24 protein-coding genes are annotated in these 25,687 nt (G+C 72.0%); 10 read left to right on the top strand and 14 right to left on the bottom strand.

Translation table 11 applies throughout. The annotated features are described in order from the left end of the window. Positions 1–321 precede the first annotated feature (321 nt). Entirely contained in the window at positions 322–1,236 is a 915-nt protein-coding gene (locus AB0O48_RS02220) for a cyclase family protein (protein ID WP_357572507.1), read from the top strand. A 25-nt stretch (positions 1,237–1,261) separates the two neighbouring features. On the opposite strand, the gene AB0O48_RS02225 is transcribed toward AB0O48_RS02220, so the two are convergent. Together AB0O48_RS02225 and AB0O48_RS02230 are read right to left on the bottom strand one after the other, a co-directional pair. Continuing rightward, positions 1,262–1,909, bottom strand: a complete 648-nt coding sequence (locus AB0O48_RS02225) for a response regulator transcription factor (protein ID WP_357572552.1) — start codon at positions 1,907–1,909, stop codon at positions 1,262–1,264. A gap of 5 nt (positions 1,910–1,914) precedes the next feature. Next, positions 1,915–3,189: a sensor domain-containing protein gene (locus AB0O48_RS02230; protein WP_357572506.1), complete on the bottom strand. Its 1,275-nt coding sequence runs from the start codon at positions 3,187–3,189 to the stop codon at positions 1,915–1,917. Between the two features lie 237 nt (positions 3,190–3,426). Here AB0O48_RS02230 and AB0O48_RS02235 point away from each other — a divergent pair, with 237 nt between their 5' ends. The 3 genes from AB0O48_RS02235 to ppc all read left to right on the top strand — a co-directional run bounded on the left by AB0O48_RS02235 (position 3,427) and on the right by ppc (position 8,737). Continuing rightward, positions 3,427–4,587: a serine hydrolase domain-containing protein gene (locus AB0O48_RS02235; protein WP_357572505.1), complete on the top strand. Its 1,161-nt coding sequence runs from the start codon at positions 3,427–3,429 to the stop codon at positions 4,585–4,587. Between the two features lie 160 nt (positions 4,588–4,747). Next, entirely contained in the window at positions 4,748–5,821 is a 1,074-nt protein-coding gene (locus tag AB0O48_RS02240) for a hypothetical protein (RefSeq protein WP_357572504.1), read from the top strand. A gap of 129 nt (positions 5,822–5,950) precedes the next feature. Next, on the top strand, positions 5,951–8,737 hold the full coding sequence (gene ppc / locus AB0O48_RS02245; RefSeq protein ID WP_357241696.1) for a phosphoenolpyruvate carboxylase: 2,787 nt from the start codon (positions 5,951–5,953) through the stop codon (positions 8,735–8,737). 68 nt (positions 8,738–8,805) lie between these two features. Here ppc and AB0O48_RS02250 read toward each other — a convergent pair whose 3' ends face one another. After that, the gene (locus AB0O48_RS02250; protein WP_357241693.1) at positions 8,806–9,606 is read right to left on the bottom strand and encodes a hypothetical protein; all 801 of its coding nucleotides are present in this window, start codon (positions 9,604–9,606) and stop codon (positions 8,806–8,808) included. A gap of 54 nt (positions 9,607–9,660) precedes the next feature. Between AB0O48_RS02250 and AB0O48_RS02255 the strand changes: the two genes are divergently transcribed. Then, positions 9,661–10,824: a DNA recombination protein RmuC gene (locus AB0O48_RS02255; RefSeq protein WP_357241690.1), complete on the top strand. Its 1,164-nt coding sequence runs from the start codon at positions 9,661–9,663 to the stop codon at positions 10,822–10,824. Between the two features lie 9 nt (positions 10,825–10,833). Here the strand turns inward: AB0O48_RS02255 and AB0O48_RS02260 are convergent, their stop codons facing one another. Together AB0O48_RS02260 and AB0O48_RS02265 are read right to left on the bottom strand one after the other, a co-directional pair. Continuing rightward, on the bottom strand, positions 10,834–11,268 hold the full coding sequence (locus tag AB0O48_RS02260) for a hypothetical protein (protein ID WP_357241687.1): 435 nt from the start codon (positions 11,266–11,268) through the stop codon (positions 10,834–10,836). A 40-nt stretch (positions 11,269–11,308) separates the two neighbouring features. Next, positions 11,309–12,295: a 4-hydroxy-3-methylbut-2-enyl diphosphate reductase gene (locus tag AB0O48_RS02265; RefSeq protein ID WP_357241684.1), complete on the bottom strand. Its 987-nt coding sequence runs from the start codon at positions 12,293–12,295 to the stop codon at positions 11,309–11,311. A gap of 114 nt (positions 12,296–12,409) precedes the next feature. Between AB0O48_RS02265 and xseA the strand changes: the two genes are divergently transcribed. Together xseA and AB0O48_RS02275 are read left to right on the top strand one after the other, a co-directional pair. Beyond that, positions 12,410–13,639 carry an exodeoxyribonuclease VII large subunit gene (gene xseA, locus AB0O48_RS02270; RefSeq protein ID WP_357241680.1) on the top strand — a complete coding sequence of 410 codons (1,230 nt, stop codon included), beginning with the start codon at positions 12,410–12,412 and terminating at the stop codon, positions 13,637–13,639. Between the two features lie 30 nt (positions 13,640–13,669). After that, positions 13,670–13,891, top strand: a complete 222-nt coding sequence (locus AB0O48_RS02275) for an exodeoxyribonuclease VII small subunit (protein WP_030328827.1) — start codon at positions 13,670–13,672, stop codon at positions 13,889–13,891. Between the two features lie 42 nt (positions 13,892–13,933). On the opposite strand, the gene AB0O48_RS02280 is transcribed toward AB0O48_RS02275, so the two are convergent. Then, the gene (locus AB0O48_RS02280) at positions 13,934–14,782 is read right to left on the bottom strand and encodes a hypothetical protein (protein WP_365062446.1); all 849 of its coding nucleotides are present in this window, start codon (positions 14,780–14,782) and stop codon (positions 13,934–13,936) included. 163 nt (positions 14,783–14,945) lie between these two features. Then, on the bottom strand, positions 14,946–15,593 hold the full coding sequence (locus AB0O48_RS02285) for a DUF4245 family protein (protein ID WP_365062448.1): 648 nt from the start codon (positions 15,591–15,593) through the stop codon (positions 14,946–14,948). Between the two features lie 159 nt (positions 15,594–15,752). Here AB0O48_RS02285 and glpX point away from each other — a divergent pair, with 159 nt between their 5' ends. Together glpX and AB0O48_RS02295 are read left to right on the top strand one after the other, a co-directional pair. Next, positions 15,753–16,784, top strand: coding sequence for a class II fructose-bisphosphatase (gene glpX, locus AB0O48_RS02290; RefSeq protein ID WP_357241672.1), 1,032 nt, complete (start codon positions 15,753–15,755; stop codon positions 16,782–16,784). Then, the gene (locus AB0O48_RS02295) at positions 16,781–17,752 is read left to right on the top strand and encodes a DMT family transporter (protein ID WP_365062451.1); all 972 of its coding nucleotides are present in this window, start codon (positions 16,781–16,783) and stop codon (positions 17,750–17,752) included. Before glpX ends, AB0O48_RS02295 begins: the two co-directional genes overlap by 4 nt. 37 nt (positions 17,753–17,789) lie before the next feature. Here AB0O48_RS02295 and AB0O48_RS02300 read toward each other — a convergent pair whose 3' ends face one another. From AB0O48_RS02300 to AB0O48_RS02330, 7 genes are all read right to left on the bottom strand, one after another. After that, positions 17,790–19,454 (bottom strand): hypothetical protein, encoded by a 1,665-nt coding sequence (locus AB0O48_RS02300; protein WP_357572499.1) that lies wholly within the window; start codon positions 19,452–19,454, stop codon positions 17,790–17,792. 65 nt (positions 19,455–19,519) lie between these two features. After that, entirely contained in the window at positions 19,520–20,488 is a 969-nt protein-coding gene (locus tag AB0O48_RS02305; protein WP_357572498.1) for an NAD(P)/FAD-dependent oxidoreductase, read from the bottom strand. A gap of 106 nt (positions 20,489–20,594) precedes the next feature. Continuing rightward, complete coding sequence (locus AB0O48_RS02310) at positions 20,595–21,248, bottom strand: rhomboid family intramembrane serine protease (protein WP_357241660.1); 654 nt, start codon at positions 21,246–21,248, stop codon at positions 20,595–20,597. Positions 21,249–21,355: 107 nt separating this feature from the next. Then, the gene (locus AB0O48_RS02315; RefSeq protein ID WP_357241657.1) at positions 21,356–22,033 is read right to left on the bottom strand and encodes a lytic transglycosylase domain-containing protein; all 678 of its coding nucleotides are present in this window, start codon (positions 22,031–22,033) and stop codon (positions 21,356–21,358) included. A 277-nt stretch (positions 22,034–22,310) separates the two neighbouring features. Next, a complete protein-coding gene (locus AB0O48_RS02320; RefSeq protein WP_357241654.1) occupies positions 22,311–23,726 on the bottom strand; it encodes a PhoH family protein in 1,416 nt (471 codons plus the stop codon). A gap of 415 nt (positions 23,727–24,141) precedes the next feature. Further along, positions 24,142–24,477 (bottom strand): hypothetical protein, encoded by a 336-nt coding sequence (locus tag AB0O48_RS02325; RefSeq protein WP_357076516.1) that lies wholly within the window; start codon positions 24,475–24,477, stop codon positions 24,142–24,144. A 31-nt stretch (positions 24,478–24,508) separates the two neighbouring features. Beyond that, positions 24,509–24,853, bottom strand: a complete 345-nt coding sequence (locus AB0O48_RS02330; RefSeq protein WP_357241651.1) for a hypothetical protein — start codon at positions 24,851–24,853, stop codon at positions 24,509–24,511. Positions 24,854–25,117: 264 nt separating this feature from the next. Between AB0O48_RS02330 and AB0O48_RS02335 the strand changes: the two genes are divergently transcribed. Beyond that, the gene (locus AB0O48_RS02335) at positions 25,118–25,561 is read left to right on the top strand and encodes an XRE family transcriptional regulator (protein ID WP_357241648.1); all 444 of its coding nucleotides are present in this window, start codon (positions 25,118–25,120) and stop codon (positions 25,559–25,561) included. Positions 25,562–25,687 lie beyond the last annotated feature (126 nt).

Consider the following 25,687-nt stretch of genomic DNA (forward strand, 5'->3'; position numbering starts at 1 on the left):
GGTCCGCGTCGCGTCGCGCTCGACACCCCACCCGCGGACCCATTCGCCCAGGTCCGCGCCAGGCCCCCGCCGAGCGCGCGCACGCACGCCGCGCCGCGATCCCGCGCCGCCGCCTTCGCGCGGGCATCACCGATCAAGATCGTGCTCGATCCAGGATGTAGTGGTCTCGAAGCCGGCGGATCCCACTCTTTCCTGGATCGAGCACGATCTTGGCCAGCTGGAGAACGGCGGACTTCGGACAACGGCGGACACATACCCCAGCGCGGCACGGCCGGACGTAGATCTTGACCGATCGGCGGCTGCCGTGGTCGGGTTGCGGGTGTGAAACGGCAGTGGCGGGCACAGTTCGACGCGCAGGTGAGCTTCGCCAACGGCGGCGGACTCCGTACCGAGGAGTTCCGGCTGGACATTCCGGGTCCGGAGATCAGCGACGACGACCTGGCGGCGTTGTTCGTCCGGCACCTCGGGCTGCTGATGGTCGCCGAGGTCCGGATCAGCGCGAAGACGATCATCGAAGAGCCGCACAAGGGCGGCCGGGGCGTCGCGGTCGAGGAGTCCGGCTCCGATCGTCGACTCGTCGAGTTGAGCCACGTGATCAGCGACGGGATGATCACCCTGCCGGGCTGGCCGGCCCCGCGGATCAGTGACTGGTTGACCTTCGCGGCGTCCCGGGCGAACTACGCGCCGGGCACCGAGTTCCACGTGGCCCGGATCGACATGATCGCCAACACCGGCACGTACCTGGACACCCCCGCCCACCGCTGGGCCGGCGGTGACGACCTGGCCGGGGTGTCACTGAGCCGCCTCGCCGACCTGCCCGGTGTGGTCGTTCGTGTGCCGGCCGGCACACGGGCAGTGGACCGGCTGATGCTGGCGCCGTACGAGGTGGCGGGGTGTGCGGTGCTGCTGCAGACGGGGTGGGACGTGCACTTCGGCACCGAACGGTACGGCGCGCCGGAGGCGCCGTACCTGACCGGGGACGCCGCCCAGGCGCTGGCCGACGCCGGCGCCGCCCTGGTCGGCATCGACTCGATCAACATCGACGACATGAGTCCGGCGGCCGGCGGCGTACGCCCCGCGCACAGCGCCCTGCTCGCCGCCGGAATCCCGATCGTGGAGCACCTGACCGGCCTGGACGCGCTGCCGCCGAGCGGATTCCGGTTCACGGCGGCCCCACCGAGGGTGGCCGGCATGGGCACCTTCCCGGTCCGCGCCTTCGCCAGCCTCGATCGCTGAACCGCCAGCCGCGACCATCCGCCCCTCAGCCGGACCGAAGGTGACGCAGGACCGCGATGACCCGGCGATGATCGCTCTCGGACGGGGGCAGGCCGAGCTTGCCGAAGATGCTGGTGATGTGTTTCTCCACCGCCCCCACGCTGAGGAACAGCGCTGCGGCGATCGCCGCGTTCGAGCGCCCCTGGGCCATCAGGGCCAGGACGGTCCGTTCCCGCTCGGAGAGGCGGGCCAGGTCCTCGCCACCGCGAGCCGCACCGAGCAGTTGGGTCACCACCTCCGGGTCGAGCACTGTCGCCCCGGCAGCGACCCGGGTGAGCGCGTCGACGAACTCGCCGACCTCGGCCACCCGGTCCTTGAGCAGGTAACCGACGCCCCCGGCACCACCGGCGAGCAGCTGCGCCGCGTACCGGGTCTCCACGTACTGGGAGAAGAGCAGCACCGGCGTGCCGGGATGGGCCGCGCGGACGGCGAGCGCCGCCCGCAGCCCCTCGTCGGTGTACGTGGGTGGCATCCGGATGTCGATCACCGCGATGTCCGGCCGGTGCTCGTCGACGGCGGCCCGTAGCGCCTCCGGATCGGCAACGGCGGCGAGCACCAGGTGTCCCCGGTCGGTGAGCAGGTAGGTGAGCCCGTCACGCAGGATCCCGGAGTCCTCGGCGAGGACCACTCGCAGCCCGGTCATGGCCGTACCGGGAGTTCCACGGTGACCAGCGTCGGCCCGCCGGGTGGGCTGTCTATCCGCATCGTGCCGTCCACGGTACGGGCTCGGTCACGGAGGCCGGCCAGCCCGCCGCCGGGCAGGGCGTGGGCCGTCGACCCGACCCTGGCGCCTCCAGCACCGTCGTCGGAGACCTGCACCCGCAGCAGGCCGCGCTCCTGGCGTACCTCGACTGTCGCCCGCCGGGCGGTGGAGTGTTTGGCGACGTTGGTGAGCAACTCGGCGACGCAGTAGTAGACGATCGTCTCCACGGCCGGCGACGGTCGCGCACGCAACGCGACACGCACCTCCACGGGTACGGCGCCCCGGGCCGCCAGGGTGGCCAGCGCCGCCTCCAGCCCGTTGTCGAGCATCGGCGGGTGAATGCCCCGGGCCAGGTCCCGTAGGTCGGTGATCGCGGTCTTCGCGTCCCGGTGGGCGGTCTCCACGAGTGCCCTGGCTTCCGGCCCGGCGCCGTCGGCGAGCTTCTCCTTGACCATTCCCAACTTCATGGCCAGGGCGACCAGTTGCGCCTGGGTGCCGTCGTGCAGGTCGCGTTCGATGCGGCGCAGCAGCGCGGCGGCGTCGTCGACGGCCAGGGCACGGGTCCGTTCGAGGGTGTCGACCCGGTCGTCGAGGCTGGTCGGGCCGAGCAGGCTGCGGATCAGCAACTCGTCCAGGAACAGCACGCCGCGCAGCAGCCAGGGACCGGCGAGAAGCATCCCGGCGCCAATCCCGGCCAGCAGGAACGATCGGGGCCACGTGTCGAAGAAGAAGTCCCCGAGTTGCAGGGCGGCGCGGTGCGGCCGGCCAAGGCTGTCGGTGTTGACCGGCTGGACGAACGTCCACCAGAGGGGATGGCTGAGCAGGAACACCGGGTAGCAGAGAAAGACCGCGACCACCGCCGCCGCGAGCACGGTCACCGGCAGCTTGACGATCAGATAGGCCATCGCCCGCCACCCGGTGGCATCGCCCAGGCCGGTGCGGACGTACCCCACCGGGCCGGGCCGTCGGCGGACCGGGCGTGGCGCGTCGACCCGCAGCCCGAGCGCCGCGCGGGCGAGAGCGCGGTGCAGCCGGCCCCAGCCGCGAGCGCCGAGGACGCCGGAGGACAGCAGCGGCAGGCCGAGCAGCGTCAGCGAGAACAGGCCGCCGGCCACGACCGTGAGAGCGGCGTACGCGAAGCCGACGACCGCCAGCGGCAGGCCGGCCAGCACGTACCCAACCTGGTGGCGGAGTTGCCGGAGACGTGTCATCTGATCCTCCCGACCTGCCGGACGACGGCACGCCGGCTGCCATCGTCCCGGACGGGGGCCAGCGCCGGGTGCCCCGCCGAGCATGCTCGGCGCGCACGCCACCCGCCCAGCCGGTCAACCCGTCGTGATCTGTCGGGTTAACCCCACCCGACCGGCGGGAGAGCCGCATTCACCCGCGGGCCGTGGGTCGACAGGGTCGACGGGGACAGAAGTCGTCACGTCGATGGGAGCAAGGTCATGATTCGTCAGCTGTGGACCGTGGTGGTGTCGGTCGGCTCGTTGGTTACCGCACTCGCCGTCGCACCGGTGCCGGCCCATGCCGGCCCACCAGGGGCGGAACGTCAGGCGATGGCCGCCGCGCTCGACCAACTGGTCGCCGACGGTTTCCCCGGCGCGGTGGCGTACGGCCGGGTGGACGGCCGACGGTGGCAGGTCGCGGCGGGCGTCGCCGATCGGGCCACCGGGGCGCGGGCCCGGCCGGACGACCGGTTCCGGATCGCCAGCAACACCAAGGCGTTCGTGTCGACGGTGCTGTTGCAGCTGGTGGGTGAGGGTCGGTTGACCCTCGACGATCCGGTCGAGCGGTGGTTGCCGAGGGTCGTGCGGGGTAACGGCAACGACGGTTCGACGATCACCGTCCGGCAGTTGCTCAACCACACGAGCGGCATCTGGGACCCGACCGGCGAACGGAGCTTCTGGGCGCCGTACCTCGACGACCACGACTGGGACCGGGTCATCGCACCCCGCACGGTGATCGCCCTGGCGGTGGCTCACCGGCCGGACTTCGCCCCCGGCGCCTCGTGGGGCTACTCGAACACGAACTACCTGCTGGCCGGTCTGATCATCGAGGCGGTCACCGGCCGGGACGCGGCAAGCGAGGTACGGCGGCGGATCATCGGTCCGCTGGATCTGCGGCACACCTCGTTCCCGATCACCGACCCGGAGATCCACGGCCGGCACCTGCACGGCTACGACCTGGGCGGGCGAGACGTGACCACCTTCAGCCCGTCCTACGACTGGACCGCCGGAGCGATGATCTCGACGGTGGCGGACCTGGCGCGGTTCCACCGGGCGCTGTTCGGCGGGCGACTGCTCGCGCCGGCCCAGCAGCGGGCGTTGGAGACGCTGGTGGCCACGGACGACGGACCGGACGGGTACGGGCTGGGCGTGCAACGCATGACTGTCCCCTGCGCCGAGGGCCCGACGTCGGTGTGGACGACCGACGGCGGCGGGCCGGGCTTCACCAGCCTGGCGGCGACCAGCCTGGACAACTCCCGGCAGTTCGTCCTCGCCGGCAACGTCTACGACATCGACGCCGACGTTCGGGGGCTGCCGCCGGTGCCGGCGAGCGCGGGCGCCCTGGCCGCGCTGCGATCGGTGTTCTGCGCGACCGACTGACACCTGCGGATTCCGGCGCACGCACTCCCGACGGGGTGCGTGCGCCGCGCGCAGGTCCGTCAGTAACGCACCGAGATCCGGCGGTCGACGGCGTCGACCCGGATCGCGCCCCGTACGGTTTTCGCCCGGCGAACAGCGAACCTACCCATACGCTGACAATATGGCTGAAAATCCGCAGGGTCGAGCCCGGGACTGGGCACCACGCAGCATCGGCCTGCTGCTCGGCACCCTCGCGCTGGCCACCGCGTTCATCGCCGCCTACGTCGGCGCGCTGCACCAGCCCACCCCGCGGGACCTGCCGGTCGGCGTCGCCCTCGGCGACCAGCGCGCCCAGGCGACGCTGGACGCCGTCCGGGGTCAGAGCACGATCATCACCCCAATCCGGTACGACGACGCTGGCGCCGCCGAGGACGGCCTGCTCAGCCGCGGGGTGTACGCGGTGCTCAGCACCGGCCCCGACAACGGCCTGCTCCTCACCGTCGCCAGCGCCTCCGGTCCCTCCGCCACCAGTGCGATCCGGGAGGTGCTCACCACCGCCGCCGCCCGCAGCGGCACGCCGCTACAGATCGTCGACCGGGTGCCCGTCACCTCGGCCGACCCGCGCGGGGTGGTGCCCTTCTACCTGAACGTCGGCTTCGTGCTCGGTGGCTACCTCGCCTCGACCGTGCTCGGGATATCCGTCGGCACCACCCCGCGTACGGCACGGCGGGCCGGGTTGCGGATCGCCGCCCTGGCGGTCTACAGCGTGCTGCTCGGCCTCGCCGGCGCGGTCGTGGTCGGGCCGGTGCTGGACATCTGGCACCACGACGTACCGACGATCGCCGCCATCGGCGCGCTTGCCGTCTTCGCCGCCGCGCTGATCGCCAGCGCCATCCAGGGCTGGCTCGGTGTCGCGGGCACCGCGCTTGTCATCCTGCTCCTGGTGGTGCTCGGCAACCCCGGCTCCGGCGGCATCTACGCGCCCGAGTTCCTGCCCGGCCTGCTACGCGGCATGCACCGGTGGAACATCCCCGGGCTCGCGAACGACCTGACCAAGGCCGCGGTCTACTTCGACTGGCGATCGGCCGGCTGGCCGGCGATCGCCCTCACCCTCTGGGCGGTGCTCGGCGCACTCGGCCTGGTCAGCGCGAGCCTGGTGCGGGGCCGCCGGACCGCCACCGCCGGCCCCGGGTCGCCCCGCCCCGCCGCCGGGTCCGCCTCCGACGGCCCCGGATCAGCCCGCGACGGTGGCTGAGATCACGCCCGGAAACACCACCTCGGAGACAGTGGATCACCAGGGGGCCCTCCAGACACCCGGTGCGCGCGGATACCATCCAGTAAGTCGGACAGCGCTGTCCTTCGTATCCACGTGAGGGAGCGCACCGTGACTGACCAGCACGACCACGACGGCCCCGACGCCGCGCTGCGTGCCGACATCCGCCGGCTCGGCACCCTGCTCGGGCAGACGCTGGCCCGCCAGGAGGGTCGGCCGCTGCTCGACCTCGTCGAGGAGATCCGCGCCCAGGTCCGCACCGACGCCCCGGCGGCCGCCCAGCGTCTCGGCGGGCTCGACGTGACCACCGGCACCAAGCTGGCCCGCGCCTTCTCCACCTACTTCCACCTCGCCAACATCACCGAGCAGGTGCACCGCGCGCGGGACCTGCGCCGCCGCCGCGCCGTACAGGGCGGTTGGCTGGACCAGGCCGCCAAGATGATCGCCGAGCGCGGGGTGCCCGCCGAGGAGATCGCCAACGCGGCACGCCGGCTGGCGGTGCGCCCGGTCTTCACCGCCCACCCGACCGAGGCGGCCCGCCGCTCGATCCTGTCCAAGCTGCGGGCCATCGCCGACGAGTTGGACACCGAGACCGCCAACGCGATCCTCTACGGCGCCAGCGACGAGGGTCCCGCCAACCGCCGGCTGGCCGAGCTGCTGGACCTGATGTGGCAGACCGACGAGCTGCGCCTCGACCGGCCGGACCCGACCGACGAGGCCCGCAACGCCATCTACTACCTGCGCGACCTCTACGCCGAGGCCGCCCCGCAGGTGCTCGACGACCTGGCCGACACGCTGCGCACCCTCGGCGTGGAGACCTCACCGACGGCCCGGCCGCTGAGCTTCGGCACCTGGATCGGCGGCGACCGCGACGGCAACCCGTTCGTCACCCCGGCGGTCACCCGCGACGTGCTGACCATCCAGCACGAGCACGGCATCGCCGCCACCGAGAAGGCGATGGACCACCTGATCAACGAGGTGTCCGTCTCCCGCCGGCTGCGCGGGGTGTCGCTCGACCTCTCCGCCAGCCTCGCCGCCGACCTGGACGCGCTGCCCGAGGTGGCGACGCGGTTCCGCCGGGTCAACGCGGAGGAGCCGTACCGGCTCAAGGCGCGCTGCGTGAAGGCGAAGCTCGCCAACACCCGGCAGCGGTTGCGCCAGGGCACCGCGCACGTGCCGGGCCGGGACTACCGGGGCTCCGCCGAGCTGATCGCCGACCTGGATCTGCTGCGCGCCTCGCTGGCCCGCAACTCCGGGCAGCTCACCGCCGTCGGTCGGTTGGCCTCCACGATCCGTACGGTGTCCGCGTTCGGCCTGCACCTCGCCACCATGGACGTCCGGGAGCACGCCGAGGCGCACCACGCGGTGCTCGCCCAGCTCTACGAGGCCGTCGGCGAGGTCTCCGACTACCCGTCGCTGACCCGGCTGGAACGCACCAAGCTGCTGGCCGACGAGCTGACCGGCCGTCGACCGCTGTCCACCCTCGACACTCCGCTCACCAAGCCGACCCGCAAGACGTTCGACGTGTTCAGCACGATCCGGGAGGCCCAGGACCGGTTCGGCACCGAGGTGATCGAGTCGTACATCATCTCGATGACCATGGGCGTCGACGACGTGCTGGCCGCGGTGGTGCTGGCCCGTGAGGCCGGCCTCGTGGACGTGCACAGCGGGCGGGCCCGGGTCGGGTTCGTACCGCTGCTGGAGACCCCGGCCGAGCTGAACGCCGGCGGCGAACTCCTCGACGACCTGCTGTCGCTGCCCGCGTACCGGGCGCTGGTGAGCGCCCGAGGCGACGTGCAGGAGGTCATGCTCGGCTACTCCGACTCCAACAAGGAGGCCGGGATCACCACCAGCCAGTGGTCGATCCACCGGGCGCAGCGCGCGCTGCGCGACGTGGCCGCCCGGCACGGGGTGCACCTGCGGCTGTTCCACGGCCGGGGCGGCACCGTGGGGCGTGGCGGCGGGCCGACGCACGAGGCGATCCTGGCTCAGCCGTACGGCACGCTGGACGGCGCGATCAAGGTGACCGAGCAGGGCGAGGTGATCTCCGACAAGTACACCCTGCCGTCCCTGGCCCGGGAAAACCTGGAGCTCACCCTGGCCGCGGTGCTCCAGGCGACCCTGCTGCACACCGCACCACGGCAGCCGGCCGAGATGTTGGAACGCTGGGACGCCACCATGGACGTGGTGTCCGAGTCGGCGTACCGGTCCTACCGCTCGCTCGTCGAGGACCCGGACCTGCCGGCGTACTTCTGGGCGTCCACCCCCACCGAGTTGCTCGGCGCGCTGAACATCGGCTCCCGGCCGGCGAAGCGCCCGAACACCGGCGCCGGGCTGTCCGGTCTGCGGGCCATTCCGTGGGTGTTCGGCTGGACGCAGACCCGGCAGATCGTGCCGGGCTGGTTCGGCGTGGGCTCCGGGCTGGCCGCCGCCCGCGAGGCCGGGCTGGCGGACGTGCTGGCCGAGATGCACCGCAACTGGCACTTCTTCCGCACGTTCCTGTCGAACGTCGAGATGATGGTGACCAAGACCGATCTGAGCATCGCCCGCCGGTACGTCGAGACCCTGGTCCCGAAGAAGCTGCACCCGATCTTCGAGCAGATCGAGCAGGAGTACGAGCTGACCAAGCGGGAGGTGCTGGCGGTGACCGCCTCGCCCGCCCTGCTGGAAAACTCGCCGGTGCTCCAGCGCACCCTCGCCGTCCGCGACACCTACCTCGAGCCGCTGCACCATCTCCAGGTGGCGCTGCTGCGGCAGTACCGGGAGTCCGGCGCCGCCGGGCGGGCGATCGCCACCGCGCCGGGCGGCCGACGCGCACCGAGCGACGGCACCGCCCTGGAACGGGCACTGCTCACCACTGTGAACGGCATCGCCGCCGGGATGCGCAACACCGGCTGATCAGGCCGAACGCGGAACGGACCCCGGTCGCTGCGACCGGGGTCCGTTTCGTCAGATCCGCCCGACGGTCAGAAGTCTCCACCGCCGAAATCGCCACCGCCGAAGTCCCCGCCACCGAAGTCGCCACCGGCGTAGTCGCCGCCGACGTCCCCACCCTGGTCGCCGCCACCGAAGTCGCCGCCCTGGTCGCCGCCGTCGCCGCCCTGATCGAAACCGTCGCCGAAGCCCTCCTGGTAGCCGGCGTCATAGCCGTAACCGGGGTCGGCGAAGGCCGGCGAGAACAGCGCGTCGGCGATCAGGATGCCGCCGAGCACACCGGCGCCCGCCCCCAGCGCCGTCTTCCACCACGGCGTCGAATACCAGCCGGCCGGCACCGGTCGACCCTGATAACGCCCACCCGGGTAGTAGTAGGGCGTTTCCCGGCCGGGTTGCGGACCGGCCCGGAAGGTCTGCCCCTGCACGTCGACCTCGCGCTCCCTGGTGAGCTGGCCCACGCCACGGGCGGCGGCCAGCGCCGGCACCTCGGGACCCGGGTCGATGCCCAGCGCGGTACGCGCCGCCCGGATGTACGCGAGCCCCTCCAGCGCGGTCTCCCGGGCCAGCGCGAACTGGTTCGGCGTACGCGCCTGCTCCAACTGCGAGCCGGCCGCGTTGTACCGCTCACCGGCGTCGGCCAGCGCCTGACGTACCGCTGGCTCCTCGCCGTGCAGGTTCATCAACTGGCCGCCGAGGCGCTCGTACCACCGCTGCGCCTCCGCGCGGGCGTCGCCGAGCGCGGTCCGTTGGCGAGCCCCAGCCTGGGCGCGGACGAGCGCCGCGGCGCCCAGCGCGCCGACCAGCACGACGACGAGGCAGAGCACAAGTTCCATGCCAACGAACGTACCCCCGCCTCGCACGTCGTACCGGTCTGGCAAGCTCCGGTGATGGACGTCTCGACGCTGCTCGTGGTGGTCGTGTGCCTCGGCGCCGGCGGAGCGGTCGGTTGGCTGGCGGCCCGGTCCCGGTCAGCGGCCGACATCGCCCGCCTCGATGCCACCCTGGCCGCCACCCGGGAGGGCGAGGGCCGGCTGGAGCAGTCCATGCGGGCGCTGGGTTACGAGGCCACCGCGCAGTCCCAGGAGGCGGTGGCCCGAGCGGTCGCGCCGCTGCACGACACCCTGCGTCGCTACGAGCAGCGGGTGGCCGAGCTGGAGCACGACCGGGTCGACGCGTACGCCGAGCTGCGCGAGCAGGTCCGGTCGATGACCGCCGTCTCCGGTGAGCTGCGCACCGAGACCAAGCAACTGGTGGCAGCGCTGCGCGCGCCGCAGGTGCGGGGCCGGTGGGGTGAGCACCAGTTGCGTCGGATCGTCGAGGCGGCCGGGATGTTGGAGCACTGCGACTTCTCCGAGCAGGTCACCGCCGCCACCGACCAGCAGGTCGTCCGACCGGATCTGGTGGTCCGGCTGCACGGCGGCCGATCGGTGGTGGTGGACGCCAAGGCGCCGTTCGACGCGTACCTGACGGCCATGGAGGCCCGTGACGAGCGGGGTCGCGACACCCACCTCGACGCGCACGCCCGGCACCTGCGGGGGCATGTGGACGCGCTGGCTGCCAAGTCGTACTGGTCGGCGTTCGACAACTCACCCGAGTTCGTGGTGCTGTTCGTCCCCGCCGACCCGTTCCTCGACGTCGCGCTCCAGCGTGACCCGACGCTGCTGGAGCACGCCTTCACCCGCAACGTGGTGCTGGCCACGCCGGCGACGCTTGTCGCCCTGCTCCGCACTGTCGCCTACTCGTGGCGGCAGGAGGCGCTGGCCCGCAACGCGCTGGCGGTGCACACCCTCGCCCGCGAGCTGTACGGTCGGCTCTCCACGCTGGGCGACCACGTGGGCAAGCTCGGGTCCTCGCTGGCCGGGGCGGTGACCGCGTACAACCGGGCGGTCGGCTCGTTGGAGGCCCGGGTGCTGGTCAGCGCGCGCAAGCTCGCCGAGTTGGGCGTGTCGGACGACGAGTTGGCCACGCCCGCGCAGGTCGAGTTGACGCCCCGGCAGCCGCAGGCGCCCGAGCTGGTTGATCCGTCCGACGACGAGGTCGCAGCCCGCTAGCCGGGCTGGTCAGGACCGGATGGCGTTCGACACGACGAGCGGGATGCCCTGCTGGCAGGTGGTCATCATGTCGGGCTCGGCCCGACCGGTGACCTCCACCCGCGCGCCCGGGGTCAGCACGTCCCGCGGCCCTCCGAGCAGCAGGTAATCGCCGAGCAGGACGCAGTTGGGCTCCACCCCGCTCTGCACCACCCCGGTCACGGTGGTGGCCCGGACCCCCGGGGGCGTGCTCGGCCCGCCCGGCTTCGGGCTCGACTGCCGGGCGGTCGGTGCGGGGTCGACGATCGACGGCGTGCTGGTCGGGTCGGGGGTGGGCGAGTTGGTCACCGGCTGCGTCCCGGTCGGCATCGGCGGGGGGTTGCCGCGTTCGGCGTCCTGGCCGCCGCAGGCGCTGAGCGCCACGCAGATGGTCAGCGCGGAGACGACGAGCCGAAGGGTTCTCATGCCAGATCTGACGTACGCCGGGCCGGGTTCGTTCCCGTGCTCAGCCGCGCGCCGCCGCGGCCTTCATGTCCCGCTTGAGTTCCTGCGGGAGCGAGAACACGAGCCGCTCGTTGGCGGTGGTGATCTCCTCCACGTCGGCGAAGCCCCGCGCGGCGAGATAGGCCAGCACGTCCTGGACCAGGTCGTCCGGGACGCTCGCGCCGGAGGTCAGGCCGACCGTGGTGGCCCCCTCCAACCAGGCGTCGTCGATCTCGTGGGCGAAGTCCACCAGGTGGCCGGCGCGCGCGCCCGCGTCCAGGGCGACCTCGACCAGACGGATGGAGTTGGAGGAGTTCGTCGAGCCGACCACGATCACCACGTCGCAGTCGGGGGCGATCTCCTTGACCACGTGCTGCCGGTTGGACGTGGCGTAGCAGATGTCGTCGCTGGGCGGCGACTGCAACAGCGGCAGTCGCTGCTTGAGCCGGGCCACGGTCTCCAACGTCTCGTCGACCGAGAGCGTGGTCTGGGAGAGCCAGACGACCTTCTCCGGATCCCGGACGGTGACCTTGTCCGCGCCGTCCGGGCCGTCGACCAGTTGGATGTGGGCGGGGGCCTCGCCGGCGGTGCCGATGACCTCTTCGTGCCCCTCGTGGCCGATGAGCAGAATGTCGTAGTCCTCGGCGGCGAACCGCTTCGCCTCGTGGTGCACCTTGGTGACCAGCGGACAGGTCGCGTCGATCGCCTTCAGCGAGCGCTGCTTGGCCTGCTCGTAGACCTCGGGAGCGACGCCGTGCGCGGAGAAGATGACGGTGGACCCCTCCGGCACCTCCTCGTTCTCCTCCACGAAGATCGCGCCCTGGGCCTCCAGGGTCTGCACGACGTGCTTGTTGTGCACGATCTGCTTGCGCACGTAGATCGGGGCACCGTAGAGCTTCAGTGCCTCCTCGACCGTCTGCACGGCGCGGTCGACACCGGCGCAGTAGCCCCGGGGCTTCGCCAGGAGCACGCGCTTACCGGTCCGGGGAGTCGCCTCAGCCTCAGTCACCCCCCCATCGTACGTGCCGCCGGTCAGCCCCGGTGATCAAGAGGTTTACGTCAGAAACGCGCCCGATGCTGACGCAAACTTCTTGATCACCGCGAGGGTCCGTAGGGTGGGCGGGTGACTGAGGGGGCGCGCAGCAGCGCGGAGGAGCCCTGGCCGGTTCGGGTGGTCAGCCAGAAGGTGGGGGCCTGGATCGCCAAGCTGGGCTGGGTGTGGGTGGACGGGCAGGTGGCGCAGATCAGCCGCCGCCCCGGGGCCAGCACTGTCTTCCTCACCCTGCGTGACCCGTCGGCCGACCTGAGCCTGACCGTCACCACCAACCGGGACGTGCTCGACGCCGGCGCACCGGAGCTGCGCGAGGGCGCCCGGGTCGTGCTGCACGCCAAGCCGGAGTTCTACGCCGCCCGGGGCACGTTGAGCCTGCGCGCCGACGAGATCCGTCAGGTGGGGCTCGGGGAGTTGCTGGCCCGGCTGGAGAAGCTCAAGAAGCTGCTCGCCGCCGAAGGGCTCTTCGACCGCGCCCGCAAGCGCCGGCTGCCGTTCCTGCCCGGCCGGATCGGGCTCATCACGGGTCGGGCGTCCGCGGCGGAGCGGGACGTGCTGACGAACGCCCGGCGGCGCTGGCCGGCGGTGGAGTTCCGCACGGTCAACGTGGCCGTGCAGGGCCCCTCCGCGGTGCCGCAGATCGTCGACGCGCTCCGGGTGCTGGACGCCGACCCGAGCATCGACGTGATCATCATCGCCCGCGGCGGCGGCGGCATCGAGGATCTGCTGCCCTTCTCCGACGAGGCGCTCTGCCGTGCCGTGTTCGGCTGCCGTACTCCGGTGGTCAGCGCCATCGGTCACGAGACGGACGCGCCGCTGATCGACTACGTCGCCGACGTCCGCGCCTCCACCCCGACCGACGCGGCCAAGCGGGTCGTCCCCGACCTCACCGAGGAGGTACGCCTCATCGGTCAGGCCCGGCACCGCCTGGAACGGGCGGTGCGCAACCTCGTCGATCGGGAGACCCACCGGCTCGACGGGCTGCGGTCCCGGCCGGTGCTGGCCCGACCGCAGGTGATGGTGGACCAGCGGGCGACCGAGCTGACCGCGTTGCGCCAGCGGGCCGGCCGCTGCCTGGAGCACCGGCTCGTCGCCGCCGACGACGATCTGCGCCACACCCTCGCCCGGCTGCGCGCGCTCTCCCCCGCCGCCACCCTGGACCGGGGGTACGCGATCGTGCAGCGCGCGGACGGCCACGTGGTGCGCGCGGCGGCGGAGGTCGGCAAGGGCGACGCTCTACGGGTACGGCTGGCCGACGGTGAACTGGCCGCCACGGTCGACGGCGCAGTGGCGACGCGGTGACCGGGCGAGCGGTGTGCTGAGATGGGTGCGATGACTGACGACACGAAGGCCGGGCCGGACGAACGGCTCAGTTACGAGCAGGCCCGCGCCGAGCTGGCCTCGGTGGTCGAGCGGCTGGAGGCCGGCGGCACGTCCCTGGAGGAGTCGCTGGCGCTGTGGGAGCGCGGCGAGGCGCTGGCGGTGATCTGCCAACGCTGGCTGGATGGGGCGCGGGCGCGGATCGACGCCGCCCGGCAGGAGCCCGCTTCCTGACCGACCGCCGGTGGGGCGGCCGGAGCCGCCCCACCGGACACGTCAGTTGAACAGGTTGTACAGCTCGGCCGGCGCCTCGACGACCTCGGCAGCCGGCGGCTTCTGGGCAGCGGTGGCGGCACCGTAGTCGGCGTACGTCATCTTGACCTCCTGGGCGGCGGTCTGCCCGGCGGCCGGCAGCTGTAGCACCAGCTCGCTGAGCCGGCCCTGCGGGTCGACCTTCGCGGTGAAGGGAACCGTCTTCGCCTGGGTGCCCAGCGCGGCGATCGTGGCGGCGTTCAGCGAGCCCGCCTCGGCGGCCTTGGTGACGTCGATGGTGCCCGCGTACGCGCCGGTGCCGGTGCTGCGGACCTCGGTGATGCCCTGGGTGAGCACCGCGCTACCGGCCGGGTCGACCTTCTCGAAGTCGAACCCGAGGCTGCGGTTGCCCTTGATCCGGGACTGGTCCAGGTGCTGGTACTTGCCGAGGTTGAGCTGCTTGATGGTGGGCAGGCTGTCGGCGGTGGCGCCGCTCAGCTCCAGCTTGACCCAGCTGTCCGGCTTGTAGTGGATCACGTCGAGCTTCATTGCCAGGTCGGACGAGGGTCCGCCGATCGCGACCTTCATCGTCGCGCTCTGGCTCGGCTGGTGCACCTGGCCCTCCGCCGTCGAGCCGGCGCCGGCGAGGGTGAATCGGAAGTTCCCGTTGCTGATCTCCTTGGTGGAGTCGAGCAGGGCCTGCTTGGCGTCGCCCGCCGCCGGGGCACCAGACGGGCTCGCCGTGCCGGAGGCGGTCGCCGTCGGAGTGGCGGTCGATCCGGCGCTGCCGGTCGTACCGCTGCCGCAGGCGGCCAGGGCGGGCGTGAGCAGAGCGGCGGCTACCAGGCCGGCGCCGAGTCGTCGAACAGTCATACGTGTCTCCCAAGAGGGTCACCCGACGACCTGGACGGCGCCGGAAACCGGGCGACGCGGCAGCACCGTCGGCCGCGACGCGCGATCCGGGTCGAGTCAGCGCGCCCGGATCACTCCCTCTCTGTTCCCTGTCGACGGGTCGGACAATCGCCCTTCTGTCCGATCAGTGCAGCGAGCCGGCCAGCTCGCGTAGTTCGTTGTTCCCGGCATCACCGACGACGATCACCGTGCGGGTCGGTTCCAGCAGGACCAACGCCTGCTGGTTGCCCCGGGCCGCGTAGAGCTGCCAGGTCCGCCCGGCCAACTCGGTCGGCCCCTGGGGCTGACCCTGGTCGGTCAGCTCGGCGGGGAGCAGCCGCTCGGCCGGCACACTGCTCTGCAGGAGTTGGACGCCCCGCCCCTCCGGGGTGAGGTAGCCGATCCGCAGGTTCGCACCGCCGTCGACGGTCTGGTAGCGGGCGCTGACCGTCGACCAGTCGGAGCCGAGCCCCTCCGGCTGGCTCACCGGAAACACGTTCGCCGACCGGGCCTGTTCGATGGCCGGGGCCGGATCGACGGTCGTGGCCTGATCACCACCCAGAAAGCCCCGGTAGAACGCCAGCAGCAGCGCGATCGGGACGAGCAGCACCAGCAACGAGATCGCCATGTCCTTCGGCGACCGCTCGGATTTGGCGGGCGCCGCCCGCTGCGGTGGCGTCGGGTGATCGCCGGCGCTCTCACCACCGGGGGCGACGGGGACGTCGACCGGCGGCTGACCGTCGGGTGGCGTGCGGTCGGCGGGTACGCGGTCGGCTGGCTGTGCGGGCTCCACCCCTCCATCTTCGCAGCCGCCCGACCGGCGGTATCCAGGCCATCACCGCCCCGCGCCAACGCCCGGTCGGCCATCGTGTGAGGATCAGCGACAGAGCCGGCAGCGGGGACCGCCCCGCCGCCGGTCGTCCCCGCACCGTCGCGAGGAGGAGCAGCCGTCATGACCAACACCAGGACGCGGATCCCACAGGATCTCGACCGAAACCTCGCCCTCGACCTGGTCCGGGTCACCGAGGCCGCCGCGATGGCGGCCGGTCGGTGGGTGGGCCGGGGCGACAAGGAGGGTGGCGACGGCGCGGCCGTCGACGCCATGCGCAAGCTGATCAACTCGATTCAGATGCGTGGCGTGGTGGTGATCGGCGAGGGCGAGAAGGACAACGCCCCGATGCTCTTCAACGGCGAACACGTCGGCGACGGCACCGGCCCGGAGGTGGACGTCGCCGTCGACCCGGTCGACGGGACCACGCTGATGAGCAAGGGCATGCCGAACGCCGTCGCGGTGCTCGCCGTCTCCGAGCGGGGCGCGATGTTCGACCCCAGCGCCGTCTTCTACATGGAGAAGCTCGCCGTCGGGCCGGCGTACGCCGACGTGATCGACATCAACGCCGGAGTGGCCGAGAACCTGCGCCGGATCGCCAAGGTCAAGGGCACCGACGTCTCCGAGGTGACGGTCTGTGTGCTGGACCGGAGCCGCCACGACGACCTGGTCACCCAGATCCGCCGGACCGGGGCGGGCATCCGGTTCATCTCCGACGGCGACATCGCGGGCTCCATCGCGGCCGCGCGCGGCGAGTCGGAGGTCGACGTGCTGATGGGCATCGGCGGCACCCCGGAGGGCATCATCTCCGCGTGCGCCCTGAAGTGCATGGGCGGTGCGATGCAGGCCAAGCTCTGGCCCCGCGACGAGCAGGAGCGGGAGAAGGCGCTCGCCGCCGGGCACGACCTGGACCGGGTGCTGGGCACCGATGATCTGGTCACCGGTGACAACTGCTTCTTCGTGGCGACCGGGGTCACCTCCGGAGATCTGCTGCGCGGGGTGCGGTACCGGGCCGGCGGCGCGTACACCCAGTCGATCGTGATGCGGTCGAAGAGTGGCACGATCCGGGTGATCGACTCGTACCACCGGCTGGAGAAGCTGGCGCTCTACTCCGCTGTCGACTTCGACGGTCGTCCGCTGGCCGAGCAGGAGTGACAGCCACCAACACGGAGACACCGCAGATCCTGTCGGCCGCCCGCCGGGTCACCGGCGTCGCGTTGGCGTCCGTCTCCGGGGTCGCGGTGGCGGTGCAGTCCCGGATCAACGGCGAACTGGGGGTACGCCTCGCCGACGGCTTCGCCGCCGCGGTCGTCTCGTTCGGCATCGGCCTGCTGGTGCTCCTGGTGCTGGTGCCCGCCACCCCCGGTGGGCGGCGTGGGCTGGCCGCGACGCGGCGTGCCCTGGCGACGGGAACGCTGCGGCCGTGGCAGTGCCTCGGCGGGATGTGCGGGGCTTTCCTCGTGGCCACCCAGGGGCTCACCATCGGCACGCTCGGCGTGGCGGTCTTCACCGTGGCGGTGGTGGCCGGCCAGACCGGCAGCAGCCTCGCCGTGGACCGGGCCGGGATCGGGCCGACCGGCCGGCAGCCGGTCACCCGGCAGCGGCTGGCCGGCGCGGTGCTCACCGTGCTGGCGGTCGGCCTGGCGGTCGGCGACCGACTCGGCGACCCGGGCGCGTTGGCGCTGGCCCTGCTGCCGCTGCTCGCCGGGGTGGGCATCGCCTGGCAGCAGGCCGTCAACGGCCGGGTCCGGGCGGCGGCCGACAGCGCGTTGACCGCCACCCTCGTCAACTTCGCCGTCGGCACCGTCACCCTGCTCGTCGCGTTCGCCATCGACATCGCCGTCCGCGGCTTGCCGAACGGCGACCTGCCGAGCGAGCCGTGGTTCTACCTGGGCGGCCCGATCGGCATCGTGTTCATCGCGATCGCCGCCGCGATCGTGCGCTTCACCGGTGTGCTGCTGCTCGGTCTGGCCACCATCGCCGGCCAGATCGTGGGGGCGGTCCTGCTGGACCTGGTGCTGCCCACGGCGGCCTCCCACCCCGGTGTGAACACCCTGCTCGGGGCAGCGCTGACCATGGTTGCGGTGCTGATCGCCGCGTTGGCGCCACCCGCCCGCCGCTGACCACCCGCCCGCCGGGGGGCAGCCGCATGTCGGAGGTTCACGGCGGCGGCGATTGCGACGGGTACGGCGGATCAGGGACCCTCGGTGGGTACGCAGGGTAGGGCGCAGGCGGATAGGGCACGTGCGGTGGGTAGGGCGGGCGCGGTGGGTACCGGCGCTCGAACCCACGGGCCGGATCCACGAGCCGCGCGATCCGGGTGGCCAGCAGCACGCCCGGCACCGTGGCCAGCAGGGCGAGCGCCACCGCGAACCGGGTCCGCGAGGGGGTGCCGTACAGCCAACCGACGAGCGGCAGCACAGCCAGGAGCGCGGTGAGCAGGAGCCCGGTGAGCGCCCAGCCGATCCAGCGCCGCAGAGCGCCCTGGTAGGAGGCTCGAACGATCATGGCCACCACGGTGAGGACGCCCACCGCCAGCACGAACGGCACGGCCATGAACGCCAGGGTGTCGTCGTCGCGCTCCCAGGCCGCGGTCAACACCATCCCCGCGACCAGCATCGACGCACTGCTGACGACCCCCCACCAGCGCGGACCTCCACCACGGCGGATCACGAGATGACCGGCGAGCGCAGTGACCGCGCAGCCGAGAGTCAGCGCCAGCGTGACGGCGAGCAACAGGTCCAGCTGGCGGTCGCCGGGTCCGCCACCGCCCAGCCGGGGCGGTTCGTCCCACGACGCGCCGAGCTCCTCGAAGAGGAACCCGTCGCGCTGCCACCCACCGTCGGGCAGGCGGCGGAGAAACCCGTCCCGCCCGTTGGCGACGAGCACCTCGTGCCCACCCCCGGCGTGGGGGTAGACGACCAGATCGCGGGAGGCGAAGTGGCGCTGGAAATCGCCCGGGTTCGGCGACCGGCGGGCCAACTCCTCCCGCTGCCCGTCGGGCACCTCCCAGGCCACCCGCCAGGTCGCGCCGGCGTCGTCGCTCTCCTCGACCCGTAGGTGCCCGGTGACGATCCGATAGCAACGCCGGGGCGCGTCCGACGCGCACGCCTGCTGCTGCCCCACCTCCTGGCGGGACAGTCGCCGCTGCTCGTCCTCCGTGGCCGGCCGCCAGGTGGCCGCGCCGTCCTCGCTGACCGCCCACTGCCCGTCCAACGGGCTGGCCGGCCAGTCCGAGTTGCTGTAGCCGCTGCCGACCGAGATCGCCGGGTGGCCGTCGAGCGTCGCGGTGCTCACCGCGTACGGGTAGTAGATCGGGCTGGTGGCGGCTACCGCCAGGACCGCCGGTGGCAGCACCACCAGCAGTCGGACCAGCCGGGCGGTCCGTTGGCGCACCGGTCGGCGGCGCGACCGGTTCCAACTCCACCAGGCCAGGCCGAGCACCGGCAGGGTGAGCAGGTCGGTCCGGTCGGCCCGGACCAGCGACGGCCCGGCCAGCACGGTCCAGGCCGACGAGGCCAACTCGGCGGCGTACCCGCTGGATTTGACGAGCGCGAACCCGGCGCCCACCGCGACCAGACCGGCCAGCGCGGCGGCCCGGGCCGGCATCCGCGGCACCAGGAGGGTCAGCAGCACCGCGACCAGCGGCGGGGCGAGCACCAGACCGGCGAGGTCGCTCAGCTTGCCGGTCAGCAGGCCGGGGTGGGCCGCCTTCAGTACGTGGTCGTTGAGCAGCAGCAGGACCAGGGCGATCACGGTGGCGGGATGGCAGAGCCAGGACAGCGTGGTGGGTGCGCCATCCTGCGGTTTCTCGGAACCCGTCATCCGGACAGGATCCGGTCGACCTGTCTCGATCCGGACTCAGGTCGGTCTGGGTCCGATACCGACCGTCAGCCGGCGTCGGAGGAGTGCCCCGGGAAGAGGTGTGCGCTCGGGTCGATGGCCACGGCCGCGTTGTTGACAGCCGTCGCCGCCTCGCCGAAGCCGGTGGCGATCAGCCGCACCTTGCCCGGGTATTCGGTGATGTCGCCCGCCGCGAAGACCCGGGGCAGGTTGGTGGCCATCGCGCTGTCCACCAGGATGTGCCGGCGGTCCAGACGCAGCCCCCACTCGGCGAGCGGTCCCAGATCGGCGGTGAAGCCCAGCGCGGCGACCACGGTGTCCACCGGCAGTGTCTCGGTGGCACCACCGCGGACGGTCACCTCGGCGGCGGTCACCGCGCCCTCCCCGATCAGCCGGCTGACCTCGGCGTTGACCACCACCCGCACCGGTAGGGACAGCACCCGGGCGACAGTCGAGGCGTGCGCCCGGAACTTTTCCCGGCGGTGCACGAGGGTCACCGAACGGGCCAGTGGTTGCAGCGCCAACGCCCAGTCGAAGGCGGAGTCGCCACCACCGACGATCAGCACGTCCCGGTCGGCGAGCGCGGCCGGCTCGGTGACGAAGTAGACGATCCCGGTGCCGGGAGCGCCGTCGGCGCACGGCAGCGGCCGCGGGCTGAAGCTGCCGAGCCCGCCGGTGACCACCACCGCACCGCAACCGAGCTGCGCACCCCCGGCCAGGCCGAGCACTGGGCGGTCGTCGACGTACGAGAGTTTCTCGGCACGGGTGTCGAGCAGGTATTGCGGTGCGAACGGGGCGGCCTGTGCGACCAGGTTGGCCACCAGGTCCCGGCCCTTGACAGCGGGAAAGCCGGCCACGTCGAGGATCAACTTTTCCGGGTACATGGCGGTGACCTGACCGCCGGGCTCGGGCAGCGCGTCGATCACCGCCACCGACAGACCTCGGAACCCGGCGTAGTACGCGGCGAAGAGACCGGCCGGACCGGCCCCGATCACGGCGACATCGACCTCGCGCATGGCGTACCGTCGCTTTCCGCTTACGGATCAACGCAGGCTGATCTTCGACGGTAGGCGGGTGTCGGTGGTCCGGCAAGCACCCCTCCGGGGCGCGCCGGGGAATTGGTCAGGGCAGGCGGAGGGTGTCACCCGAGTAGTCCGGCCCATCCAACGCTGGGCGTCGACGGCGGAACAGGATCGCCGCCACCACCCCTCCGAGCAGGCCGAACAGGTGACCCTGCCAGGAGATCCGCTCGTCGGTGGGGAGGATGCCGACCAGTTGCCAGCCGTAGAGCAGGCCGACCAGCAGGAAGACCGCGAAGTTCCACCAGCTGCGTTCGACGATGCCCCGGGTGAGCAGGATGCCCAGGTAGCCGAAGATGACGCCGCTGGCACCGACCACCACCGAGTTGGGCGAGCCGGTGAACCAGACGCCGAGCCCGCTGACCAGGATGATGACCAGGGTCGACCAGAGGAAGCGGCGGGCGCCGGCGGCCAGGACGAACGTGCCCAGCAGGATCAGCGGGATGCTGTTGCTGTAGAGGTGGTCGAAGCCGTGGTGCAGGAACGGGGAGAAGAAGACCCCGTCCAACCCTTCGATGCGCTGCGGGATGATGCCGGCGTTGGCGTCCAGGCCGAACGCGAGCCCCTGGTCGACGGCCTCGATGAGGAAGAGGAACGGGACGACCGCGCACATGGCGACGAACGCCCGGCCGAGCGCGGCGTAGAACGCCTCGGTGCCGAACCGGTAGGGGTCGCCGCTTGACGGGTGCAGGGTCACTCCACAACTGCTATCAGCAAAAGCGGCCGACCGCCACTCACGTCCCGTCCGAAGTACGCGCGAAGGCGGGGCGAGTGGAGACCCACCCGCCCCGCCTTCGAGAGCTGTCAGTAGTGGTTGTTGTTCTGGAAGAAGGTCCAGGCGCCGCAGGGCGTCTTGTACCTGCCCTTGATGTAGCCCAAGCCCCACTTGATCTGGGTGGCCGGGTTGGTCCGCCAGTCGGAGGCGACCGAACCCATCTTGCTGCCCGGCAGGGACTGCGGGATGCCGTACGCACCGGACGAGTTGTTGGCGGCCTTGTGGTTCCAGCCGCTCTCCTTGGTCCAGAGCTTCTCCAGGCAGGGGAACTCGGAGATGCCGAAGCCCGAGTCGATCATGAGGGCGCAGCCGATCTTGCGGTTGCCGCTGTACTCCTCGCAGGACGCCGGGATCGGTCCGTCGTACGGCTTGGCGGGCGCGTTGGCGGCCGCGCGTTCGCGCTTGCGGGACGCCGCGGCGGCCTCGGCCCGACGGGCCCGCTCGGCGGCCTCCTTCGCGGCCTGCGCCGCCCGCAGCTTGGCCTGGTACTCGGCGGCCCGCTGCTTGGAGACCTGCACCTGGTGGGCGGCCTGCCGTTCCCGCTGGTACGCGAGGTCGGCCTGGTCGATCTCGCGGCTAACCTGCTCGGTCAGGCCCTGTTGCTGGGTTTCCCGGTCTTCGCCCAGGTAGAAGCCGCCGGCAACGCCCACGGACAGCAGGGCGACAGCAGCCGTACGGGCACCCAACCGGCTCCACAGCCGACTCACGAAGTGGTCCCTTCGTCGGGAGCAAGGACGTGGCGCGGCCGGGCCACAGGTGGGCTGCCAACCGTGCCACGAGCGTCCCGACCGATTGCCGGTCGCGCCGACACACCGACCGCCGCCGATGTCGCCCGCCTCGCGACGAACGATCACCAACGATCCGGGTGGTGCGTGGACGCTCGTGGGACACGATTGCGCACAGTGAGGCCGATGGGAAACCGACCGGCGCCTTTGTGATCTGCGCCACACGTTTAATGCGGACAAAAGCCCACAAAAGCACCCGTCAGATCGGGATGTCCTCCAGGAGATCGGTGACCATCGCGGCGATCGGCGACCGCTCCGAACGGCTGAGGGTGACGTGCGCGAAGAGCGGATGACCCTTGAGCGCCTCGATGACGGCCGTCACGCCGTCGTGCCGACCGACCCGCAGATTGTCCCGCTGGGCCACGTCGTGGGTGAGCACCACCCGGGAGCCCTGCCCGATCCGGGACAGCACCGTCAACAGCACCCCGCGCTCCAGGGACTGCGCCTCGTCCACGATCACGTAGGCGTCGTGCAGGCTGCGACCCCGAATGTGGGTCAGCGGCAGCACCTCCAGGATGCCCCGCGAGGTGACCTCCTCCAGCACGTTCTCGTGCACCACCGCGCCGAGCGTGTCGAAGACCGCCTGCGCCCACGGCGACATCTTCTCCGACTCCGAACCGGGCAGGTAGCCCAGCTCCTGGCCGCCGACGGCGTACAGCGGGCGGAACACGATCACCTTCTTGTGCCGGCGGCGCTCCATCACCGCCTCCAGCCCGGCGCAGAGCGCCAACGCCGACTTGCCGGTGCCCGCCCGGCCGCCCAGCGACACGATCCCGATCGACTCGTCGAGCAACATGTCGAGGGCGATGCGCTGCTCGGCCGAGCGGCCGTGCAACCCGAACGCCTCCCGGTCACCCCGCACCAGCCGGACCGACTTGTCCGGCAGCACCCGGCCGAGCGCGGAGCCCCGCCCCGAGTGCAACACCAGGCCGGTGTGGCAGGGCAGACCGGCCGCCTCGTCGAGGTCGAGCGTCTCGCCGGCGTACAACGACCCGATCTGCTCCTCGGTCAGGTCCATCTCGGACATGCCGGTCCAGGTCGGGTCGCTGGCCTGACCGTGGCGGTACTCGTCGGCCCGCAGGCCCACCGAGGCCGCCTTGACCCGTAGCGGCATGTCCTTGCTGACCAGGGTGACCTCCCGGCCCTCGCCGGCGAGGTTGAGCGCGACGGAGAGGATCCGGGCGTCGTTGCTCTCGGTCCGGAAACCGGGTGGCAGCACGCCGTCGTCGGTGTGGTTGAGCTCCACCCGCAGGGTGCCGCCGACGTCGTTGGCCGGCACCGGTCGGTCGAGTCGACCATGCCGGACCCGCAGGTCGTCGAGCATCCGGAGCGACTGCCGGGCGAACCAGCCCAGCTCCGGATGGTGCCGCTTGCCCTCCAGTTCGGTGATGACCACCAGAGGCAGCACCACCTCGTGCTCCGCGAACCGGTGGAACGCCGCCGGATCGGAGAGCAGCACGGACGTGTCCAGGACAAAGGCCTGGCCGGCTGGTCGCGGCTCCTTCGGGTCGGCCGGCGCGGCGGCCGCCGTGCGGCGGCTCCTGGTGGCACGGCGGTTCGTGGCAGTCGCGGCCGGGGTCTGGTCGGCACCGGCGGTGGTACGGCGAGTCGTCACAGGCCTGCTCCGACGGATGGGCATCCGCCACCCGTGTTCCGGCTCCTCCGGTGCCCGGGGACACGGGGTCGGATGCGGAACCCCATGCGCGAGGTCGCAGATCCGGGCGGACCGGCTGGCTCGGGAGAACCCCGTGCCATGCCTAGACGCTAGCCCCGCCGGACCCTTCCGGCTAGGGGGCCGACGTGGATCTACCTAGACGGGCGTGTGAACACGGCTTCGCGGGGTCCCGCACCACCGGGAAGGCCGGCGGTGGGCGCGGCGGAACCGGCCGGGATGCATGCCCCCTGCGCGCACCCCGGCCGGTCTGGGGTCACCGTCACCGGTCTGACGTGACCCCGACGGTGCGTGTCCGCCGCGGACGACGCACCGCGTCGGTGGTGTCGGTCGGCGGGATCGTGCCCGCCGACCGACCTCAACCGGTACGTCGAACGAGCGTGCCGGTCGGGTGCCGCCCGGTGATCGGGGCGGCCGGCGCACTGAACGACGAGCCGGTGTACGTGGTGCCGGGGCGGGCGACGGTGCTGGCCGAGCGGACGACGCCCGCCGGGGAGACCGACAGGGCGGAGGCGATCGCGGCCTGGGCGTCGCGGCGACGGCGGTTCCAGGCGCCCCGGTCACCGTCGAAGTAGCCCTGCCGGTAGCCGAAGCGGTAGCCGATGCGGTAGCTGAGCTGCCCGTGCAACCGGCCGGCCGCGTAGCTGGTCGCGCCGAGCACCAGGACGAGGAATACCGCGAGAAACGGGCTCATCGGGCGACCCCGGCCCGGCCCGGACGCCCGGTCACTTCTCCTCCGGCTCGATCGTGGTGGGATCCGCGACGAGCAGCCGGTCCAGGTCGTCGGTGCTGACCTCCTCGACCAGCTCGACGCTGATCCGGCAGCCGTCCAGCATGATCTCGGCCACCGAGGAACGGCGGATCTCGCCGCCTGCGTCGTAGACCCGGACGCTCAGCTCCGGGCAGCCGAGGTGGGTACGCCAGGCGTTCCACTCGGCGCGGTCGCCGACACTCAGCGACAGGTAGCGGCAGCCTCGGGCGAGGTAGAGGCGCCAAGGGGCGGTCAGCCCCGCGGCCACCCCCTCGGCGATCAGCCCGAAGGCCTGGGCGCGGGTGGCGAGCTCGGTCACCACACCCCCTCCGAACCGGGGGTGTGACGCATGTGAGCACCAATCGTCTCATGCACGTGACACACCGTAGATTGTCCCATGGGCGTGACAGTATCAGCTTTTCGTCCGCTTACGCTTGCCACTACGGGCATCTATTCTGCCCGCGTGACACCCCTCGACAGTGGCACTGAATCGTTTACCGGAAATCCGAAGCTACCGTCACGTAGGCGTGACAGTGGCGAGCCGGGGCGCGCGCTCGTCACCGGCTGGCCGTACGGTCACGGGGTGACCGAGACGGCCAATGCGCGGAAAATCGCCTTCGCCACCTTCGTCCGCCGCGCCCTGGACGAGGCACGAGCGACCCGAGCCTGGAGTGGCACCGAGGTGTCCCGGCGCACCGGGGTCTCCCGGCAGACCATCAACCGGTGGGTCCGGGGCGACTGGGCCAGCGACCCGGAAGCCGAACGGGTGGTCGCCTTCTGCGAGGGCCTGGGGCTGAACCCGGCGGCCGCCTTCGCCGCACTCGGCTGGGACCGCACCGCGGCCGGCCCCCGCGGTGGCCAGCCCGCCCCTCCGATGGACCCGGACGTGGAGGCCCTGCTCCGCCGCCTGGTCGACCCGAACGTCTCGGACGCGGAGAAGTTCCACATCCGCGAAACCATCAGATATCTCGCATACCGCCCAACGCTGCCGGTCGATGTCCGAAATAGAGGCAATCAAGCAGGGTAGTTCCTCAGATGGCGAAAGAACGCCTGGTCAGGTTCATTCGTTTGCCTCCGGGGCCGGAACGGGCACGCTAGCGTCCGTACTCGTACTGCTTGGGCTCGTCATCGGCGGGGGGACGGGACAAGGCCG

The sequence above is a fragment of the Micromonospora sp. NPDC085948 genome, from assembly GCF_040686315.1.
GTDB lineage: Bacteria > Actinomycetota > Actinomycetes > Mycobacteriales > Micromonosporaceae > Micromonospora.

What these genes read in the sequence shown, in the direction of transcription:
- AB0O48_RS02240 (WP_357572504.1), top strand. Translation starts at nt 4,748, where the DNA reads ATGGCTGAAAATCCGCAGGGTCGAGCCCGGGACTGGGCACCACGCAGC.
- AB0O48_RS02275 (WP_030328827.1), top strand. Translation starts at nt 13,670, where the DNA reads ATGACTGACGACACGAAGGCCGGGCCGGACGAACGGCTCAGTTACGAG.
- AB0O48_RS02250 (WP_357241693.1), bottom strand. Translation starts at nt 9,606, where the DNA reads ATGGAACTTGTGCTCTGCCTCGTCGTCGTGCTGGTCGGCGCGCTGGGC.
- AB0O48_RS02280 (WP_365062446.1), bottom strand. Translation starts at nt 14,782, where the DNA reads ATGACTGTTCGACGACTCGGCGCCGGCCTGGTAGCCGCCGCTCTGCTC.
- AB0O48_RS02255 (WP_357241690.1), top strand. Translation starts at nt 9,661, where the DNA reads ATGGACGTCTCGACGCTGCTCGTGGTGGTCGTGTGCCTCGGCGCCGGC.
- AB0O48_RS02260 (WP_357241687.1), bottom strand. Translation starts at nt 11,268, where the DNA reads ATGAGAACCCTTCGGCTCGTCGTCTCCGCGCTGACCATCTGCGTGGCG.
- AB0O48_RS02230 (WP_357572506.1), bottom strand. Translation starts at nt 3,189, where the DNA reads ATGACACGTCTCCGGCAACTCCGCCACCAGGTTGGGTACGTGCTGGCC.
- AB0O48_RS02235 (WP_357572505.1), top strand. Translation starts at nt 3,427, where the DNA reads ATGATTCGTCAGCTGTGGACCGTGGTGGTGTCGGTCGGCTCGTTGGTT.
- AB0O48_RS02325 (WP_357076516.1), bottom strand. Translation starts at nt 24,477, where the DNA reads ATGAGCCCGTTTCTCGCGGTATTCCTCGTCCTGGTGCTCGGCGCGACC.
- glpX (WP_357241672.1), top strand. Translation starts at nt 15,753, where the DNA reads ATGACCAACACCAGGACGCGGATCCCACAGGATCTCGACCGAAACCTC.
- AB0O48_RS02300 (WP_357572499.1), bottom strand. Translation starts at nt 19,454, where the DNA reads ATGACGGGTTCCGAGAAACCGCAGGATGGCGCACCCACCACGCTGTCC.
- AB0O48_RS02305 (WP_357572498.1), bottom strand. Translation starts at nt 20,488, where the DNA reads ATGCGCGAGGTCGATGTCGCCGTGATCGGGGCCGGTCCGGCCGGTCTC.